Here is a 16,947-nt window from a genome sequence, read left to right as displayed (position 1 = left end):
TGAGTCCCTGCTGAGCCGGCTGGACCACCTGTCCGCCGGAAGCTTTGGACGAAGCCACGATCGGTGTGGTCAGCCTCTTCACGCCCCAAGCCGACGAACTCCGCGCGAAACTGAGGCAATACGGTCGGCAATGCGTGCGCGTCGGCATCGTGCACACCTTCCAGGGCGGTGAGTGCGCCGTCATGGTCTCCTCACTCGTCGCCGGTGAAGGTATGTACGAGGGCGCGATCGGCTTGGTCTACGGCTAGCTCAACCTCTGAAACGTCGCCATCACCCGCGTCCGCAGCCACGTCATCATGGTCGGCGACATGCACCTGTGGCACGACCGGGCCTCATATCGCAGACGCGCCTGTGACTTGCAGCGTTGTGGTGCCTGAGCCGTAACTGCGGTGTTCCCGGCGGTCCACGCCCAATCGGCGATCTCCAAAGCGGATACGGTGTTGCTGTTATGGTGCTGGCCGAGGAGGTGGACGTTCAGTGACAGCAGCGGGTCCTGTGCGAGCGACCGCGGCATCGGGTCGGGGCCCGGGGCGTCCGCCCGTGCCGCTGGAGCGCATCGTCGCTACCGCACTGCAGATCGTGGACGATGAAGGGGCCGACGCTCTCTCGATGCGGACGCTGGCCCAGCGCCTGGGCTCGGGCACGGCGACGCTGTACCGGCATTTCGACAACCGGGCAGCGCTGGTCGCCCATGTCGTGGACCGCATGTTCGGCGCCGTGGAACTGAAGGGCGACGAACTCCTCGCGATGGGCTGGCAGCAAGCACTGCGGACGGTCGCGCACACCATGTTCGAGGCCCTGGCCCGGCACCGGAACGCGGCCCGCCTGATGGTCGAAGAGATTCCCCTGGGGCCGAACGCCATGGCGCTGCGGGAGCACTGCGTCGCGGCGCTGCTCGACAGCGGCTTCCCGCCGCGACTGGCCGCGCATGCCTTCGCCACCCTCTCCCGCTACGTCCTCGGATTCGCCATGCAGGTCAACGGTCATGGCGGCGGGCAACTCGACGACGCGCAACTCTCCGCCGTCTTTCAGAGCGTCGATCCAGCCTTGTTCCCGGCAACGGTCACCGTCGCGGAGTCGATGCCCGTTCCGATCGAGGACGAGTTCTCCTTCGGACTCGAACTGCTTCTCAGCGGGCTTGCCCACTTGCGCGACGACGCCTGACCAGCCAGGGCGATGCGAACCTGAGGCTGCCCACCGACGGAGTCATCTCGGTCGGCATGGAGCGTCGCCACAGCTGCTGGTGCTGAGCGCGTGATCTCGTGCGGTCGGCGGCTCGTCAGCGGAAGGCGAAGTGCTCGGCGTGGAGATGCTGGCGAGGGACGCCCTGGCGATGGAGGGCGCGAGTGAGGTTTTCGATCATGGAGGCGGGGCCGCAGAGGAGGGTGGGTGAGCCAGCCGAGCAAGGGCGCGATACCGATGCCCCCGGCGATCCATATCTGCCGAGGTCCGCCGAGGGTGTGGTCGAACATGCCGTAGGGACCCTTGAGGGTTGCGGGGTGTCCTTCCCTTAGGTCCGTGTAGAGGCCGCGTGTACCGCGGCCCACGGCACGGATGGTGAGGCGTACCGAGCCGTCGGCTTGCGTTCCTGCAACGCTGAAGGGGTGCTCGTGCCAGCCGCCGACCCGCAGGTAGACGAACTTGCCCCCTGCGAAGGGAAGCGTCGTCTCGCCGGTGGGCGTGAGGGTCAGGTCGAGGATGTCGGGTGTCGGTCGCTCGACACGTTGGACGGTGTAGTCCGCCCGGGGTTCCCTGTGCCGTAGCACCAGTTCGTCGTAGGTGTAGGCGGTCATGCCGATGGTGGCCATGGCGATGTAGATCGCCAGGAGGGGCATGGATCCGTTGATGATGAGATCGAGGAACCAGCCGTGCAACAGCGCCGACAGGAGCAGCAGGCCGGTGAGGCGATGCAGGAACAGCCAGCGCTTTAGGGCAGTCGGAGGATGCGGCCGACCTGGCCGAGTGAGATGAGGACGAGCAGCAGCAGGCCGACAGCGGAGACGGCACCGAGGAGATGGCCCATCCCTACCGATGCGGCCCGGTGGGCGTAGCCGTACTGGCTACCGTCGAAATCGGAGAAAAAGTGGAGGAGCAGGTGGGGGGTGAGCAGGAGAATGGACCATACGGCGTACAGCTTGTGCTGACGGTACATGCGGTCCAGGCCGCCGAACCACTGCTCCAGCCACATCAGGCGGGTGGCCAGCACCAGGGTGCAGGACATCAGGTAGACGGACAGGACGCCGGCGAACTCGCCGACAAAATAGACAGCGCTAAGGCCCTCGGGCCGGAGCCAGTCCCAGGCCAGATAGAGCATGACCGCTCCGGTCGCGACCGACAGGGGTCCAGCGTGGCGCTTCTTCAGGCGCGCATCCAAGGGGGCGCGTGCGATCCGAATAGCGTAGATCACTATCACGATCAGGACGGGGATCGTCTACCCCTCGGGGGTGGGCACTGTGGACGAAGGAGCGCTGGTGAAGACAGGGCAGATCGTGCGGTCGCGGCTTGAGCGCCCTCGAGCTCAGGTGGCTACGTTTCCCGCCACCTTTAATATTGGCTACAACGTAGCCGTTTAGCTGGTTTTGGTCCAGTGGTGCAATCGGATGTGCGTTGGCCAGTTCTGGATCTGCCCTTCGGGAGCGTGCCGGTCCGAAGCCATCCCGTCGGCCGGCTCTTCGAGGTGAAGTCACAGCCCGGGGCGGCATCGCTTACAGGGCGACACTGCCGGAGCTGCCCACCCATGGAGGCGTGAACTCGATCCGCAGCGCCTCAGACGAACAAGGCCGCGAGGTATGAGGCGACAAGCACTGCACAACCGACGGCGGGCGCGAGTTTGGCAACCGGGTCGCCCTTGCGCAGGTGTACGACCACAGCTCCGGCGAGCAACAGGAGAAGCCCTGCCCCCGCGAGGCCGCCGAGCGGCGGCACGGCGAGGCCGAGCGCCACGCCGGCGACTCCTACCAATTGCAGCATGCCGATGCGGCGGTAGGCGGCGACAGAGAAGCCGGTCTCGGCGGCCAGTTCGCGCGCCTTCGGCAATGCGAGTGCATTGAGCATCCCCGCCCTCGGGCCCCGTCAACTCGTAGTGGGTGACGCCGTCGGACAGCTCGATGAAACTGCCGCGCAGCGCCCCCCGCGAGTCGGCGGTGAGCTTGCGGTCCTCGCCCGAGGCGACGAAGTACTTCATAGAACGGGCCTCCTTGCCCTCAGTTCGCGGGGGCGTCGGCGCGGGAGCCGAGGAACTTCGCGATCGCGTCCGCGACCCACTGCGGTTCCTCCTCCGGCAGCAGATGTCCGCCGTGGGGGTGGACGAGCTCCTGGGCGCCGGGGATGTCGCGGGTGAAGTGCTGGCCGTCGATGCTCGCGCTGCGCAGCACCAGCGTGGGCACCGTGATGCGGGGGATCTGCGCGCTGCGGTCCGGCTGGTCGGTGTTGCAGAAGTCGACGAAGGCCGAGCGGTTACCGGGGCGGCTCATGAGCTGATAGGCGCGGTCCACCATGGCGTGGTCGACGATCTGCGAATGCGGCCCGACGGCCTCACGCAGGTTGCGTTCGAGTGCCCCGCGCGGCATCACCCGCCTCAGCAGGGGCCGCACCAGCGGGTTGCGAGTCAGGCGCATCCCCGCGGGCACCGACTTCTCCGGGTAGCCGGTGGCATTGACCAGTACCAGGCCGGTCAGCCGCTCCGGATGATCCAGCGCGACGTTCCAGGCGATGTTGCCGCCCAGGGAATTGCCGGCCATCGCGTAGCGCGGCACGCCCAGCGCCTCCATGAAGCCCGCCACCGTCGCGGCGTACGCCGGGATGCGGTAGTCGCGGTCCTTGCGCGGGCCCGTCAGTCCGAACGCCGGCAGGTCGGGGCGGATGACATCGAACGCATCCGACAGCAGATCCGTCGCGCGGTCGAAGTGCTGCAGGGATGAGGCACTGCCGTGCAGCAGTACGAGTGCCGGGCCGTGCCCAGCCCGCTTGTAGTGGATCCGCAGGCCGTCCACCTCGACGAACACGGAATCGGGCTGGGGCTCAGACCAGGCACTCATAATGGATACACTGTTGCCGTTATAGTGATGGTGTCAAGTGGAAGTCCCCGCGAGTTACGGCGACGGTGATCTTGAGCGAGGATGTGGATCAGTGGGTACGCCGCGCTGCCGGTCGTCCGCCGGTCCCGCCGGACCGGATCGCGAGATGTAACAAGCCCTCGGGCTTGCCCACTTCTAAGGCCGCACCTGCAATGGATGGTTGTACTTGATGACTGAGGGTGCGCTCGGCGGCACGGACTGGTCGCTGCGCTTCGGTCCCGGACGGAGGTGGCGAGGACCAGTGGGCGACGTGGGCGGATGGATTCGTGACCTCGCGCCGCCCGGCCGGAATGTGTTGTCCCGGTCGGTGCTGCCCTCGGCCCAGGTCAACCGGCTTGTCGACCGGGTCGGCGCGGGTCCGGTGGCCTGGGCCGTCGAACTTGCCCAGGGCATGACTGATCACGTGACCACGCAGATCCCGCAGCTTGGCGTGGACGGCCTCGTGCAGGAGCTGCGGAAGGGATGTGAGGCCGTCGCGTTGAGCATCGTGGCTGCGCTGGCCGAGAATACCGAGGTCGCGCCGGAGCCTCCGGCGGAAGCGCTCACGGGCGCTGTGGAGGCTGTGGGCCGGGGAGTCGGTATCGAGCACCTGTTGCAAAGCGTCCAGCTCGCTCATGCCTACGCCGTCAGGGAGCTCCTGGCCGAGGCCGAACGACAGCTGCCTGCCTCCGACCGGTTCGCGGCGATGGGGCACGTCTCGGAGGTGCTGTTCGCGATCGTCAACCAGCTGTCCGCCGAGATGACTCGCGTGTTCTCCCGGGCCCACGCCGCCTGGGTGACCAGTTCGGCCGCCGTGCGCATGGAGCTGGTGCAGGAGGTCCTCGACGGAAAGCCGGTCGCTGCCGATCATGCGCACCGCGTCCTGGGCTACGACCTCACCCGCCGGCACACCGCATTGGTGGTGTGGGCTGACGACCTCGAACAGGCCGATCCCGGCCGGTTGGCAGGGTGCGCCGAGCAGCTACTGCGGGCGGGCGGAGCGACGGGCACCTTGATCCTGCCTGTCGGCCGGCAACGGGTATGGGCGTGGGGGTCCAGTGTCCACGGTGCCTCGGTGGCGCCGCCGACGTCGACGGCCACGCCCCGGTCCGGGATTCGGGTAGCGGCCGGGCTGCCCGAGTCCGGCGTCGAGGGGTTCGCGTTCAGTCACCATCAGGCCCTCAATGCCGTCCGGGTCGGGATGCTGTCCCGCACCGACCGGTGGCTGTTCGACTACGCCGAGCTCGACCTGATCGCCATGCTCAGCACGCATCTCGACGAGGCGCGCCGGTTCGTGCACCGTGAGCTGGGTGGACTCGCCGGATCCGGGGAGCCTGCCACCACCCTGCGCACCACCCTCAAGTGCTATCTCGACACGGAACGAAGCCTGAACACGACGGCTGAGCTGCTGCACGTCGCGCGTAACACGGTTGCGTACCGCATCCAGCGGGCCGAGCAGCTGCGGGGCCGGGAGATCAAGGTCCGGCGGATGCACCTTCAGGTCGCGCTGGCGCTCGCGGAGGAGTTCGGCGACCTCGTGTTGAGCGAACAGACCACCCCACGCTGACGGAGCTGACGGCCCCTTCGGACGTCGGTCCAGACGGCCCCTTTGGACTTCGGTCCAATCGGCGGCGGGCCGGTTTGCACCACGGACCAAGCGCCGCGAAGGCTGTGTCCGCTGCACTGTCGGCATGTACTTCGGCTACTGGACGCGATCGCTCGCACCGGCGCCAGTCTCTCTGGTCTGCCGCCGCCCCGCGAAGGAACGCGCATGGTGATCCACCTCGCCCGCTACCGCCTCGACGACGAGATCGGGTGGGCGACCGTCGGCGACGGAGGCCTGTCGCCGCTGGCCGGCAGCTACGCCTCGACCGCGGACCTCATCCGTGACGGCGCTGACGACTGGCGGTCGGCCGCTGAGAAACCTGCCCAACTGCCGACCGAGTCGGTGGAGCTGCTGTCCCCGGTGACCACGCCCTGCCGCGTCCTGTGCCAGGGCGCCAATTACCGGCAGCACGCGATCGAGTCCGGGATGGATCCCGACGCGCGGCCCTTCAACCTGTTCTTCGACAAGACGGACGCCGCGGTCACCGATCCCGACACACCCGTCACCCGGCCGCCCCACGTGCGGCTGCTCGACCACGAGATCGAGCTCGCCCTGGTGCTGCGCAAGCAGGTCACCCAGCCGGAGACCGTCACCGCCGAGAATCTCCACGAATACGTCTTCGGCATCACCATCGCCAACGACCTCGCCGCCCGCGATGTCCAGCTCCCGCAGGGCCAGTACCTCAAGGGCAAGAGCTACCGCGGCTTCTGCCCGGTCGGGCCCTATCTCGCGGTCCCCGAGCCGGGCGAGTTCCCGCTCCTGGACGACCTGGAACTGCGCCTGGAGGTCAACGGCGAACTCCGCCAGCACGACAGCACCCGCAACCTGCTCTACCGGCCCGCTGAGACTCTCACCGAGCTGACCACGTTCTGCGACCTCAGTCCCGGAGACCTGCTGCTCACCGGCACCCCACACGGCTGTACCGCGACCACCCCGCCCGCGCTGGTCCGCCGCCTGGCCACGGCACTGCTACCCGAGGACAGGCTCTGGCGGATGTTCATCCGATCCAACCTCCGCAAGCCCTACCTCCAGCCCGGTGACCTCGTGACCGCGAGCATTCGCAGCCCCGACGGCTCCATCGACCTCGGCCGCCAGCACACCACCATCACCACATCCTGAAAGGACCGATCATGGAAGCCGCCAAAGAAGCCGGCACCCACAGGCCCACGAACGCGAGCGACACCGCGCCGGACTTCGTCGCGCACTGGGTCGTCAAGACCGCCCGCCGCGACGAGATGATCACGTGGTACCGCGTGGTCTTCGGCGCCCGCGTGGTTCACGAGGGCCGGCAGGTCACCTTCCTCAGCTGGGACCACGAGCATCACCGGCTGGCGCTGGTCACGGTGCCCTCTGTCCTGCGCTACCTCTTCCCGCTGGCACGGCTGCGGCGCAAGGTGTACGGGATCGACCACCTCGCCGTCCAGTTCGCCTCGCTCGAACACCTGCTCACCACCTACGAGCGACTCAAGCAGGCGGGCATCCGCCCGGTCTGGGCCATCAACCACGGGCCGACCACCTCGCTGTACTACGAGGATCCCGACGGCATCCGCCTGGAGTTCCAGGTGGACAACTTCCCCACCACTGAGGCCACTGCCGCCTTCTTCGGCAGCAAGGAGTTCGCCGCCAACCCGATCGGCACTGAGTTCGACCCGGACTACCTGCTCGAGCGGCTGCGCCGCGGCGACGACCCGGCCGAGCTGCTCCGGCCCGGCGCGGGCACCCCGCGCGGCACCACACCACGGGCCAACAGGCGGGCGATCACCTGGAAGACTCTCTAGGCCATGCGCACCGCACCGGTCGTGATCGCGGGCGCAGGCCCGACGGGAAGCACCCTCGCACTACTGCTGGCCCGACACGGTATTCCCAGCACGGTGCTCGAACGCCGCGAGCAGCCCCTGATGCACCCTGCGGCCCACATCATCAACGCCCGCTCACTCGAGATCTGGCACCACACGTCACCCCGGCTTGCCACGGAGATCACCGCGCTGGCGCCGCCCACAGACACGATCAACATCATCCGCTGGTGCTCACGGCTCACCGAGTCGCTCGGCGAGATCGACCTGCTGTCGGACCCCGACCGTCTTACCGACCTCCAGGCGCACAGCCCTTTCCTGATCGCCCACATCGGACAGCACCAGCTCATGCCCGTGCTCTGGGCGGCGCTGGATCGCGAGCCGCTCGTCGACTTCCGCCCCGGCACCGCGGTCAGCGCGATCGAGGCGGGCGCCGACCGGATCGCCGTGCACACCGAGCGCGCCACGCAGGCACTCGATGCCGCCTACCTGGTCGCCGCCGACGGCGCCAACAGCGTGGTCCGGGACAGCGCCGGCATTCCGCTGCGGGGCCCGGTCCTGGCGAACATGGGCAGCGTCTTCTTCCACGCCCCCGAACTGCACCCGCCCGGCACGGTCCGCCCGCTGCTCAGCTGGATCTACCAGCCCGACTTCTGCGGCGTCATGATCGCCCACGCGAACGACGACTACATCCTGATGACCGCCTACCTCCACCCGGAACAGGAAATCGCCAGGGACAGCCGGCGCTATTGGGAACGGGCACTCCCGCGGGTGCTGGGCAGCACCGAGGTCACCATCCGGTCCACGGGCACGTGGAAGATGACCTCCCAGACGGCCCGCGCCTTCCGGCAGGGGCGCCTGCTCCTCGCCGGCGACGCGGCGCACCGTTTCCCGCACACGGGCGGTTTCGGCCTCAACAGCGGCGTGCAGGACGCCCACAACCTCGCCTGGAAGATCGCCGCGGTGCTCCGTGGAGGCGCCGACGACGCCCTGCTCGACACATACGAGTCCGAGCGCAGACCCGTCGTCGAACGCTTCGCCGAGCAGAGTGTCGCCAACCACTTCCTCCTCGACGAGGTGACCGCGCCCGTGGGAATCACCAACCGCGCGGTGCGGCAGACCACCGAGGCCCTCGCCCACCCGCTGTTGTCCCGGGTGCCCCCTCGCGCGCTGGGCTGGGCCTGCGACCGCCTCACCCCGCTCCAGCTCAAGCGCACCGGAGTGCTGCTCGCGAGTACCCCCCGCGGCCGGCGAGTCCGGGCACACATCGCCGCCGCCATCCCGGACCAGCTCGAGCACTTCGTCTCCACCGGGCTCGAGTTCGGCTACACCTACGACGGTCCGCTCATCCACGCCGAAACCCCTCCGCCAGGTGGTGGCGACGTGGTCACCTACCGCCCCACCACCCGACCCGGTGCCCGCCTCCCCCACGCCGTCGTCCAGCACGAGGACACCCCACGCCCGGTCCACGACCTGCTCCCGCACGACGGACTCGCCCTCGTCACCCCCGATCCCGGGGCATGGGAGCGCGCACTGCGGGAGCAACCGGCCGAGAGCCCTCTCCCGGTGCACGTCGTCGGCCTGGTCGCCGCCTCCCCGGCCGAGGAGGGGACGCTCGTGGAGCTGTTCGAGGTCGGCCGACACGGCGCGGTTCTGGTACGGCCGGACGGCCACGTCGCCTGGCGCACCACCGGCACGGCCGGGCAGGCGCCGCCGGAGCTGAACCGGTTCCTGCGCGACCATTGGCAGCCGTACTGGAAGCCCGATCCGGCTATTGCTCGCCAACTGGGAGCAGACTCCTTCGTGCCAGCAGTGAGTAGCCCGAACATCGAATAAGACAACGCTGTGAAGGTGCCTCACTGACCGAGGACCTCCTTGTAAACACACCCTCTGGCACCATTCCCTCCCCCTGGGCACCGCTACCGGCGGCCGCCGTCACACGCTGTAAGAACCCTCGCAAGGTGCGGGCGCACCCTTGCTCACAGCGGTGGGTCCTCGCGCATCGCTCCCGCTCACGGCTCCCAGACCGTCTCGGTCCAGGCAGCCTTCTCGATGGCTTCTCACCCCGCAGATGTGAGAGCGGAAGCGCACTCTCATGGTTCGTGTTTCACACCGAAGTCAAGGACGGCAACAATGACGAGCCCCCCACTCGGCCAGACATCGACGAATCTCGGTGGGTGGGTCAACAAGGTCGGTGTCTGGTCGGCCACCGAGCGGACCGACTGGTTCGCCGACGACCGCGAAACGATCCTGCACTGGCGGGAAAAGCCCAGCGGACAGCACATCGAGCTGGGCATCGCCGAGGTCAACCTGGTCGGCCTCATCGGTGAGCTGGGCGCGGCCTGGAGCCGGTGGGGCCAGCCCCTGCTGCCGATCGGCGTGCTCTACGACCCGTTCGTCGAACGCGCCCTGGAGCCGTGGTCGTACGGCATCTACGCCGGGGGACAGTCCATTCTGGTCGGCACCCCTTCCGGGGTGACCCTCGCCCCGGAAGGCGGAGCCCACCAATCGATCAAGACTCCCTCGATCGGCATCGAACAGCCTGGCTGCGTGACCTACGAACCGGCCTTCGTCATCGACACCGAATGGACCCTGCTGGCCAGTCTCGGACGCCTTGGGAAGCCGGATGGCACATCGGCCTATCTGCGACTGTCCACCCGCCCGATCGATCAGGGCCTCGCCGCCGTCCCGGTCGATCCTGCCGCCCGGGAAATCCGCCGACGGCAGGTCGTAGCCGGGGCCTACGCTCTGCGGCGCACAGACGACCCGGCGGTGACCCTCGCCGTCATGGGCGCCCTCGTGCCGGAGGCCCTCGCGGCCGCCGACCGCCTTGACCAGAGCGGCATCCGGGCTGACGTCATCTGCATCACCAGCCCCGACCTCCTCTACCGCGCCGTGCGTGCCCGCCAGGGCCAGGACCCGGCCGACCACTGGATCCTTGACGAGGTGTTTCCCGCCGACAGGGCGACACCCCTGGTCACGATCCTGGACGGTCACCCGCACTCGCTGGCCTTCCTCGCCACGATCAACCAGGTCCCGACCACAGCACTTGGCGTCACCCGCTTCGGGCAGTCCGGCTCCTTGGACGAGGTCTACCGGTACCACCACCTTGACACCGAAAGCATCGTCGGGGCCGCACTGGACCTGGTCGATTAGCCCCGCCCCGTTCAACTCAAGCCCGATCGTCGGGAGTGCGGGCGCGGAGCCGGCCGCCGGTGAGGTCGAACTGGTACTTGGCGGCGATGGCGCGTACCGCTTCCACTTGCCGGGGGTGCGAGGGCGGGTAGTCCTGCTCCAGGTCTGCCTCTCGCGGCTCGGTCGTGTTGTCTCGCCGAGTCGACGACGTCGCGAGCGATTGGGTCGGCACCGGCAGCTTCCACCTGACCGGCCTCTCCGATCACGACCCGCAGCTGCCGGTCGTCGAGCATCTGGAGGCCGCGCTCTACACCGACGCCCTGGTCACCCTCGCCGCCACGCCCATCTTCCCGGTGAAGTAGCCGCCCTCGGGGACGCTGATGAGCGCCATGCATCACGGCGTCCCCAACCGGCATTGGACCGGCCCGGAGCCGGTCACCAATAGTGCTGGGGATGGGCGCAGACGCCGTGACGGAGGTTCACCGATGACCATCTCCCCACCACCCGGAACCACCGAGCCGGCCCGTGCCGCCTCGCCGTTGACGATCAGCGAGCAAGGCGCGTTCTGGGTCGGCGTCGGGCGCAAGCCGACCGAGGCCGGGACCGCCGCCGAGGCCGCGATGTACGTCCAGTACCAGATCCCGGCCGATCTCCGGCATCCGCTGCCCGTGGTGATGGTCCACGGGGGCGGCGGCCAGGGCACGGACTACCTGTCGACGCCGGACGGGCGCCCCGGCTGGGCCACCCGGTTCCTCCAGGCCGGTTACGCCGTGTACGTGGTCGACCGTCCAGGTCACGGGCGCTCCCCGTACCACCCCGATGTCCTCGGGCCCATCGAGGGCGCGGCGCCGACGTACGAGTTCATCCGCTGGCTGTTCTGCGACGGGGCGGGACGACCTGGTGGCCAGTGGCCCGGCAGCGGCGAGGTCGGCGACGACTCCGCGCTGGACCAGTTGATGGCGAGCCAGGGCCCGACGCTGCCCACCTTCGCCGAGAACGAGGAGCAGATGCGGCGCTGCGGGGCCGAGTTGCTGGACCGTATCGGACCGGCCGTGCTGATCACCCACTCCATGGGCGGGCCGTTCGGCTGGCTGGTCGCCGATGCCCGGCCCGGGCTGGTGAAGGCCGTCGTCTCCATCGAGCCGATCGGGCCGCCGTTCACCGAACTGCCCGGCCTCGGAAAGCTGGAGTGGGGGCTCACCGCGGCCCCGATCACTTACGAGCCGCCGGCGCGGACCCCGGAGGAACTGCGCCTTCGGCTGCGCGAGGCGGGGGGCGACGGGCTGCAGGACTGTCTCGTCCAGGACGAAGAGGCAGGCGCCGTGCGGTCCCTGCCAGGGCTCCAGGGCTTCCCGATCGCCGTGGTCGCGGCCGACCACTCGCCGTTCGCGGCGTACCAGCACGGTGTCGCCGACTACCTCGCCCAGGCCGGTGCGGACGTCGAGTTGCTGCGCCTGGCGGACCTGGGGCTCACGGGCAACGGTCACCTGCCCATGGGCGAGAAGAACTCCGACGACGTGGCCGAGGCACTGATGACCTGGCTGAACAAGCGACTGGCCGATGTGGAGGAAACGTCCCGATGACAACCGTGCCGACCGTGCCGACCGTCGAGACCGATGTGCTCATCGTGGGAAGCGGGCCCGCGGGAGCGAGCGCCGCACTGGCGCTGAGCACCTATGGCGTGCCGAACGTCATGGTCACCCGCTACTCACGCCTCGCGGACACGCCCCGGGCGCACATCACCAACCAGCGCACCATGGAAGTGCTGCGTGACCTCGGTGTCGAAGAGGATGTGATCGCCCAGGCCACCCCGCAGCACCTGATGGGCAACACCGTCTTCTGCACCGCCATCGCGGGCGAGGAGCTCGGCCGGCTGAGGTCCTGGGGCAACGAACCGCTCGTGCAGGCCGCGCACGAGCTGGCGAGTCCCACCCGCATGTGCGACATGCCGCAGCACCTCATGGAGCCGGTGCTCGTGAACGCGGCCATAGCGCGCGGAAGCCAACTGCGGTTCGACACCGAGTATTTGTCGCACGAGCAGGACGCCGACGGCGTGACCGCCACGGTCCGCGACCGGCTGCGCGGCGACACGTACACCATCCGCGCCAAGTACCTGATCGGCGCGGACGGCGGCCGCAGCAAGGTGGCCGAGGACGCCGGACTGCCGATGGGCGGCCAGATGGGCGTGGCCGGCAGCATCAACATCGTCTTCGACGCGGACCTCAGCAAGTACGTGGCGCACCGACCGGCCACCCTCTACTGGGTGCTGGCGCCCGGCGCGACCGTGGGCGGCATCGGCGCCGGCCTGGTGCGCTGCGTACGGACGTGGAACGAGTGGCTGATCGTGTGGGGCTACGACGTCGACGCCGGGCCGCCGGACCTCACCGAGGAGTACGCCCTGTCCGTCGTCCGGGGGCTGATCGGCGACGACGAGATCCCGGTGACCATCAAGTCGTCCTCCGCGTGGACGGTCAACGAGATGTACGCCGAGACGTACTCCAACGGCCGGGTGTTCTGCGCGGGCGACGCCTGCCACCGGCACCCACCGTCCAACGGGCTGGGCTCCAACACCTCCATCCAGGACTCCTACAACCTGGCGTGGAAGCTGAAGCTCGTCCTGGACGGCACCGCGTCCCCGTCCCTGCTGGACACCTACAGTGACGAGCGGGCACCGGTCGGCAAGCAGGTCGTCACCCGGGCCAACCAGTCCATCGGTGAAACGGCACCCGTCTTCGAGGCGCTCGGCGGCCTGGCGCCGCAGACTCCCGAGCAGCTGTGGCGGAACATCGCCGCCCGCAAGGACGCCACTGCGGAGGCCGAGGAGCAGCGGGCGCGGCTGCGGGAGGCGATCGCCTTCAAGGCATACGAGTTCAACGCCCACGGCGTGGACCTCAACCAGCGCTACACCTCCACCGCGATCGTCCCGGACGGCACCGAGGACCCCGGCTTCGCACGCGACCCCGAGCTGCACTTCCAGCCGAGCACCCGCCCCGGCGCCAAGCTCCCGCACGCCTGGCTCGACGCGGGCACCCGCAATCTGTCCACCCTGGACCTGGGCGGGAACGGCCGGTTCACCCTGATCACCGGCATCGGTGGCGAGCCCTGGACGGAGGCCGCCCGCATCCTCGGCAAGGAGTTCGGCCTGGAGATCGCCACGGCGGTCATCGGCCCCGGCCAGGAGTACGAGGACCCGTACGGGGACTGGGCCCGGCTGCGGGAGATCGGCGACTCGGGCGCGCTGCTGGTGCGGCCGGACAACCACGTGGCCTTCCGCCGCCAGGACGCCACCGGTGACGTCACGGCCGCACTGCGGGACGCGCTGCGGCAGATCCTCGGGCGGGGCTGAGCGGCCATGGACCTCACGGCGAAGACCGCGAAGACCGCGGAGACCGAGACGACGACGGCGGTGCTGGAAAGCTTCGCCCACACCTCCGATCCCCGACTACGCGAGGTGCTGGCCTCCCTGACGCGTCACCTGCACGATTTCGTACGGGACATCGAGCCGACCCAGGCCGAGTGGGAGCGGGCGATCGACTTCCTCACCGCGACCGGGCACATGTGCGACGACACTCGGCAGGAGTTCATCCTGCTGTCGGACGTCCTGGGTGTGTCGATGCTCGTCGAGACGATCAACGACCACAAGGCAGCCGCCGCGACCGACTCGACGGTGCTCGGCCCCTTCCACATGACCGAGTCCCCGGTCCGTGAACTCGGGGCGAACATCGATCTGGTCGGCGGCGGCGAGCCGTGTGTGATCAGCGGACGGGTCGTCTCTGTCGACGGCACCCCGCTGCCCGGTGCGACGCTGGACGTGTGGCAGGCCGACGACCAGGGCTTCTACGACGTCCAGCAGCCGGAGAAGCAGCCGCCGGGCAATGGGCGCGGGCTGTTCACAGCGGACGCGGAGGGGCGGTTCTGGTTCCGCTCGTGCGTTCCGAGCCCGTATCCGATTCCGACGGACGGGCCGGTCGGCTCGCTGCTGGAGGCGACCGGCCGTCACCCCTACCGTCCGGCCCATGTCCACTTCATCGTGGGCGCCGAGGGGTACAGCCCGGTGACGACGCACATCTTCGTGGCGGGCAGCGACTATCTGGAGTCGGACGCGGTCTTCGCCGTGAAGGAGAGCCTGGTCGAGGAGTTCGTCGAGGTGGACTCCCCCGCGGAGGCCGCGGAGTTGGGCCTGGCCACCCCCTTCCGCCGGGCGCGCTTCGACATCGTGCTGCAACCGGTGATCGTGTGAAGGGCGAGGCCCTGGACTTCACCTACCAGGCCCAGCCGATGCGCGTCCTCTTCCGGTCGGGTGCCGTCCCGGACGCGGTGCCCGACGAGGTCGCGCTTCTCGGCCTGCGCCGCGTCCTCGTGCTGTGCGACGACCATGGCCTGGACACGGCCCGTGCCGTCGCCGCGTCTCTCGGCGACGCCTGCGCCGGGCTGCACGCAGGGGCGGTGACGCACGTCCCGGTGGAGGTCGCCGACCTGGCCGTCGAGGCGGCTCGCGAAGCCCGGGCCGACGGCTGCGTGGCGGTCGGCGGCGGTTCCGTGACCGGCCTGGCCAAGGCCGTCGCGCTCAGGACCGGCCTGCCGATCGTCGCCGTCCCGACGACGTACGCCGGATCGGAGATGACACCCGTCTGGGGCCTGACCGAGGGCGCGGTCAAACGCACCGGGCGCGACCCGAAGGTGTTGCCGCGCAGCGTCGTGTACGACCCGCTGCTCACGCTCACCATGCCGCCCGTGGGGTCCGCGACGAGCGGCATGAACGCGATCGCGCACGCCGTCGAGGCTCTGTACGCCCCGGACTCCACTCCGATCGTCTCCCTCATGGCGGAGGAAGGTGTGCGGGCGCTGGCCGCGGCCCTTCCCGAGATCGTCGCCGACCCCTCGGGGCATGACGCGCGCAGCCGCGCGCTGTACGGGGCGTGGCTGTGCGGTGCCTGTCTCGGCGCGACCACCATGGGGCTGCACCACAAGCTCTGCCATGTGCTCGGCGGCACCTTCGACCTGCCGCACGCCGAGACACACGCCGTCGTCCTGCCCCATGTGCTGGCGTTCAACGCGCCGGCGGTTCCCGAGGCACTGGCGGCGCTGCGCCGGGCGCTCGATGTCCCGGATCCGGTACGGGAGTTGCACGAGCTGGGCGAGCGGCTGGGCATCCCGCGATCGCTCGCCGACCTCGGCCTGACCGCCGCCGACGTGGACCGTGCGGTCGACGTCGCTCTCGGGGCGCCGTACGCGAATCCCCGCCCGGCCTTCGCCGACGATCTGCGCGCCGTCCTGCACGCGGCCTGGGCGGGCGAGCCGCCGTACGGCGACTGACCCCTCCTACGGGGAGATCTCGGCGTACGGAACGCCGGTCGCGCGTCGGGCCACCCGGCGTGCGACCTCAGCGAACGCCGGGGCGGCGGGCGAGTGGCCCGTCTTCGGATAGGCGACCGCGGCCACCGCGTGGAGGGGCTCTTTCGGAGCGACGGCCTCCACTCCCGGGTGTGGCGGGAACATCCGGGTGCCCGACAGCGGCATCAGTCCCACCATGTGCTGGTAGGCGATCTTCGAGGACATGTCCAGGACCGAGCGGGCGTGGGAGCCGACTGTCGGGGCGTCGTGGTCCCCGGGGCGTCCCCCCACCCACCAGTCGTCGCCCGGGTGGGGGGTGACCCAGGGCTGGTCGTAGACCTCGGTCATGTCCACCGCGGCGGCCGAGGCCAGCGGGTGCCCCTTCCACAGCCCGACGGAAACGGGCTCGGTGAAGATCGGTACGCGTGTCAGGCCCGGCATGTCGACGCTCAGACACATCAGCGCCACGTCGCACTCGCCGGCCAGCAACGGGGCGTGCCCCTGGTGGAAGTCCGCTTCGTGCACCCGGATCGTGACTCTGGGATACCGCTCGCAGAACGCCTCGATGACCGGATGCGTCAGCTCCGCGAGAGCCATCCCGTAGAGCGCGACCCGCACCTCGTCCCGTCGCCTGGCCCTGATGGTGTCTGCGGCGGCGGCGAGCCGGTCGGCATCGGCCAGCACCTCGCCCGCCCGTACGAGCAGCTCCGCGCCGTCGGCGGTGAGCGCCACATGCCGTTTGTCGCGGTCGAACAGCTGGACGCCCAACTCACGCTCGAGGGCGGCGATCGAGCGCGTCAGCGCAGGCTGGGTGAGGTGCAGACGCTCGGCGGCGACCCGGTAATTCAAGGTCTCGGCGAGCGCCGAGAAATGGCGCAGGCTCCGGAGTTCCACTCAGCCCTCCAGAAAGGCGAGGTCCACGGCGTTGTGGTCCGCGCCAGGTTACAGCGCGCTTCCCCGCACGTCACCAGGCAGAAATGTGCGGCATTCCCGTCACCCCCTCCGACCTGCTGTGATGCACGGC

General features: G+C 69.4%; 15 protein-coding genes and 2 pseudogenes. 12 read left to right on the top strand and 5 right to left on the bottom strand.

Going from position 1 to position 16,947, the window contains the following annotated elements:
• Positions 1–44 precede the first annotated feature (44 nt).
• Together POF73_RS05935 and POF73_RS05930 are read left to right on the top strand one after the other, a co-directional pair.
• Positions 45–248: an AAA domain-containing protein gene (locus POF73_RS05935; RefSeq protein WP_272113405.1), complete on the top strand. Its 204-nt coding sequence runs from the start codon at positions 45–47 to the stop codon at positions 246–248.
• Between the two features lie 292 nt (positions 249–540).
• A complete protein-coding gene (locus POF73_RS05930; RefSeq protein ID WP_272113404.1) occupies positions 541–1,164 on the top strand; it encodes a TetR/AcrR family transcriptional regulator in 624 nt (207 codons plus the stop codon).
• A 763-nt stretch (positions 1,165–1,927) separates the two neighbouring features.
• On the opposite strand, the gene POF73_RS05925 is transcribed toward POF73_RS05930, so the two are convergent.
• The 4 genes and pseudogenes from POF73_RS05925 to POF73_RS05910 all read right to left on the bottom strand — a co-directional run bounded on the left by POF73_RS05925 (position 1,928) and on the right by POF73_RS05910 (position 4,037).
• Positions 1,928–2,413 (bottom strand): ferric reductase-like transmembrane domain-containing protein, encoded by a 486-nt coding sequence (locus POF73_RS05925; RefSeq protein WP_272113403.1) that lies wholly within the window; start codon positions 2,411–2,413, stop codon positions 1,928–1,930.
• A 353-nt stretch (positions 2,414–2,766) separates the two neighbouring features.
• Entirely contained in the window at positions 2,767–3,054 is a 288-nt protein-coding gene (locus POF73_RS05920; protein ID WP_272113402.1) for a DoxX family protein, read from the bottom strand.
• A pseudogene (locus POF73_RS05915) lies at positions 3,053–3,184 on the bottom strand (alpha/beta fold hydrolase); the annotation flags it as partial. The gene POF73_RS05920 and the pseudogene POF73_RS05915, both read right to left, overlap by 2 nt.
• Before the next feature lie 19 nt (positions 3,185–3,203).
• Positions 3,204–4,037, bottom strand: coding sequence for an alpha/beta fold hydrolase (locus tag POF73_RS05910; RefSeq protein WP_272113401.1), 834 nt, complete (start codon positions 4,035–4,037; stop codon positions 3,204–3,206).
• Positions 4,038–4,317: 280 nt separating this feature from the next.
• Here POF73_RS05910 and POF73_RS05905 point away from each other — a divergent pair, with 280 nt between their 5' ends.
• From POF73_RS05905 to POF73_RS05860, 10 genes and pseudogenes are all read left to right on the top strand, one after another.
• The gene (locus POF73_RS05905; protein WP_272113400.1) at positions 4,318–5,622 is read left to right on the top strand and encodes a PucR family transcriptional regulator; all 1,305 of its coding nucleotides are present in this window, start codon (positions 4,318–4,320) and stop codon (positions 5,620–5,622) included.
• 204 nt (positions 5,623–5,826) lie between these two features.
• On the top strand, positions 5,827–6,780 hold the full coding sequence (locus tag POF73_RS05900) for a fumarylacetoacetate hydrolase family protein (protein ID WP_272113399.1): 954 nt from the start codon (positions 5,827–5,829) through the stop codon (positions 6,778–6,780).
• A gap of 11 nt (positions 6,781–6,791) precedes the next feature.
• A complete protein-coding gene (locus POF73_RS05895) occupies positions 6,792–7,439 on the top strand; it encodes a VOC family protein (RefSeq protein WP_272113398.1) in 648 nt (215 codons plus the stop codon).
• Positions 7,440–7,442: 3 nt separating this feature from the next.
• Positions 7,443–9,290 (top strand): FAD-dependent monooxygenase, encoded by a 1,848-nt coding sequence (locus tag POF73_RS05890; protein ID WP_272113397.1) that lies wholly within the window; start codon positions 7,443–7,445, stop codon positions 9,288–9,290.
• 318 nt (positions 9,291–9,608) lie between these two features.
• Positions 9,609–10,610, top strand: a pseudogene (locus POF73_RS05885) (transketolase-like TK C-terminal-containing protein); the annotation flags it as partial.
• Between the two features lie 164 nt (positions 10,611–10,774).
• The gene (locus tag POF73_RS05880; protein WP_272113395.1) at positions 10,775–10,951 is read left to right on the top strand and encodes a hypothetical protein; all 177 of its coding nucleotides are present in this window, start codon (positions 10,775–10,777) and stop codon (positions 10,949–10,951) included.
• A gap of 123 nt (positions 10,952–11,074) precedes the next feature.
• On the top strand, positions 11,075–12,172 hold the full coding sequence (locus tag POF73_RS05875) for an alpha/beta hydrolase (protein WP_272113394.1): 1,098 nt from the start codon (positions 11,075–11,077) through the stop codon (positions 12,170–12,172).
• The gene (locus POF73_RS05870; RefSeq protein WP_272113393.1) at positions 12,169–13,935 is read left to right on the top strand and encodes an FAD-dependent oxidoreductase; all 1,767 of its coding nucleotides are present in this window, start codon (positions 12,169–12,171) and stop codon (positions 13,933–13,935) included. The genes POF73_RS05875 and POF73_RS05870 overlap by 4 nt, the downstream gene beginning before the upstream one ends.
• A gap of 6 nt (positions 13,936–13,941) precedes the next feature.
• A complete protein-coding gene (locus POF73_RS05865) occupies positions 13,942–14,829 on the top strand; it encodes an intradiol ring-cleavage dioxygenase (protein WP_272113392.1) in 888 nt (295 codons plus the stop codon).
• On the top strand, positions 14,826–15,905 hold the full coding sequence (locus POF73_RS05860; protein ID WP_272113391.1) for a maleylacetate reductase: 1,080 nt from the start codon (positions 14,826–14,828) through the stop codon (positions 15,903–15,905). The genes POF73_RS05865 and POF73_RS05860 overlap by 4 nt, the downstream gene beginning before the upstream one ends.
• A gap of 6 nt (positions 15,906–15,911) precedes the next feature.
• On the opposite strand, the gene POF73_RS05855 is transcribed toward POF73_RS05860, so the two are convergent.
• Positions 15,912–16,817: a LysR family transcriptional regulator gene (locus tag POF73_RS05855; RefSeq protein ID WP_272113390.1), complete on the bottom strand. Its 906-nt coding sequence runs from the start codon at positions 16,815–16,817 to the stop codon at positions 15,912–15,914.
• Positions 16,818–16,947: the final 130 nt, after the last annotated feature.

The organism is Streptomyces sp. HD, from assembly GCF_028369295.1.
GTDB lineage: Bacteria > Actinomycetota > Actinomycetes > Streptomycetales > Streptomycetaceae > Streptomyces.
The sequence above is the reverse complement of the archived record's forward strand: the minus strand, read 5'-3'. Positions and strand labels throughout refer to the sequence as shown.

Coding starts and splice junctions, on each gene's coding strand:
- POF73_RS05865 (WP_272113392.1), top strand. CDS start 13,942: ATGGACCTCACGGCGAAGACCGCGAAGACCGCGGAGACCGAGACGACG.
- POF73_RS05890 (WP_272113397.1), top strand. CDS start 7,443: ATGCGCACCGCACCGGTCGTGATCGCGGGCGCAGGCCCGACGGGAAGC.
- POF73_RS05875 (WP_272113394.1), top strand. CDS start 11,075: ATGACCATCTCCCCACCACCCGGAACCACCGAGCCGGCCCGTGCCGCC.
- POF73_RS05920 (WP_272113402.1), bottom strand. CDS start 3,054: ATGCTCAATGCACTCGCATTGCCGAAGGCGCGCGAACTGGCCGCCGAG.
- POF73_RS05900 (WP_272113399.1), top strand. CDS start 5,827: ATGGTGATCCACCTCGCCCGCTACCGCCTCGACGACGAGATCGGGTGG.
- POF73_RS05870 (WP_272113393.1), top strand. CDS start 12,169: ATGACAACCGTGCCGACCGTGCCGACCGTCGAGACCGATGTGCTCATC.
- POF73_RS05910 (WP_272113401.1), bottom strand. CDS start 4,037: ATGAGTGCCTGGTCTGAGCCCCAGCCCGATTCCGTGTTCGTCGAGGTG.
- POF73_RS05895 (WP_272113398.1), top strand. CDS start 6,792: ATGGAAGCCGCCAAAGAAGCCGGCACCCACAGGCCCACGAACGCGAGC.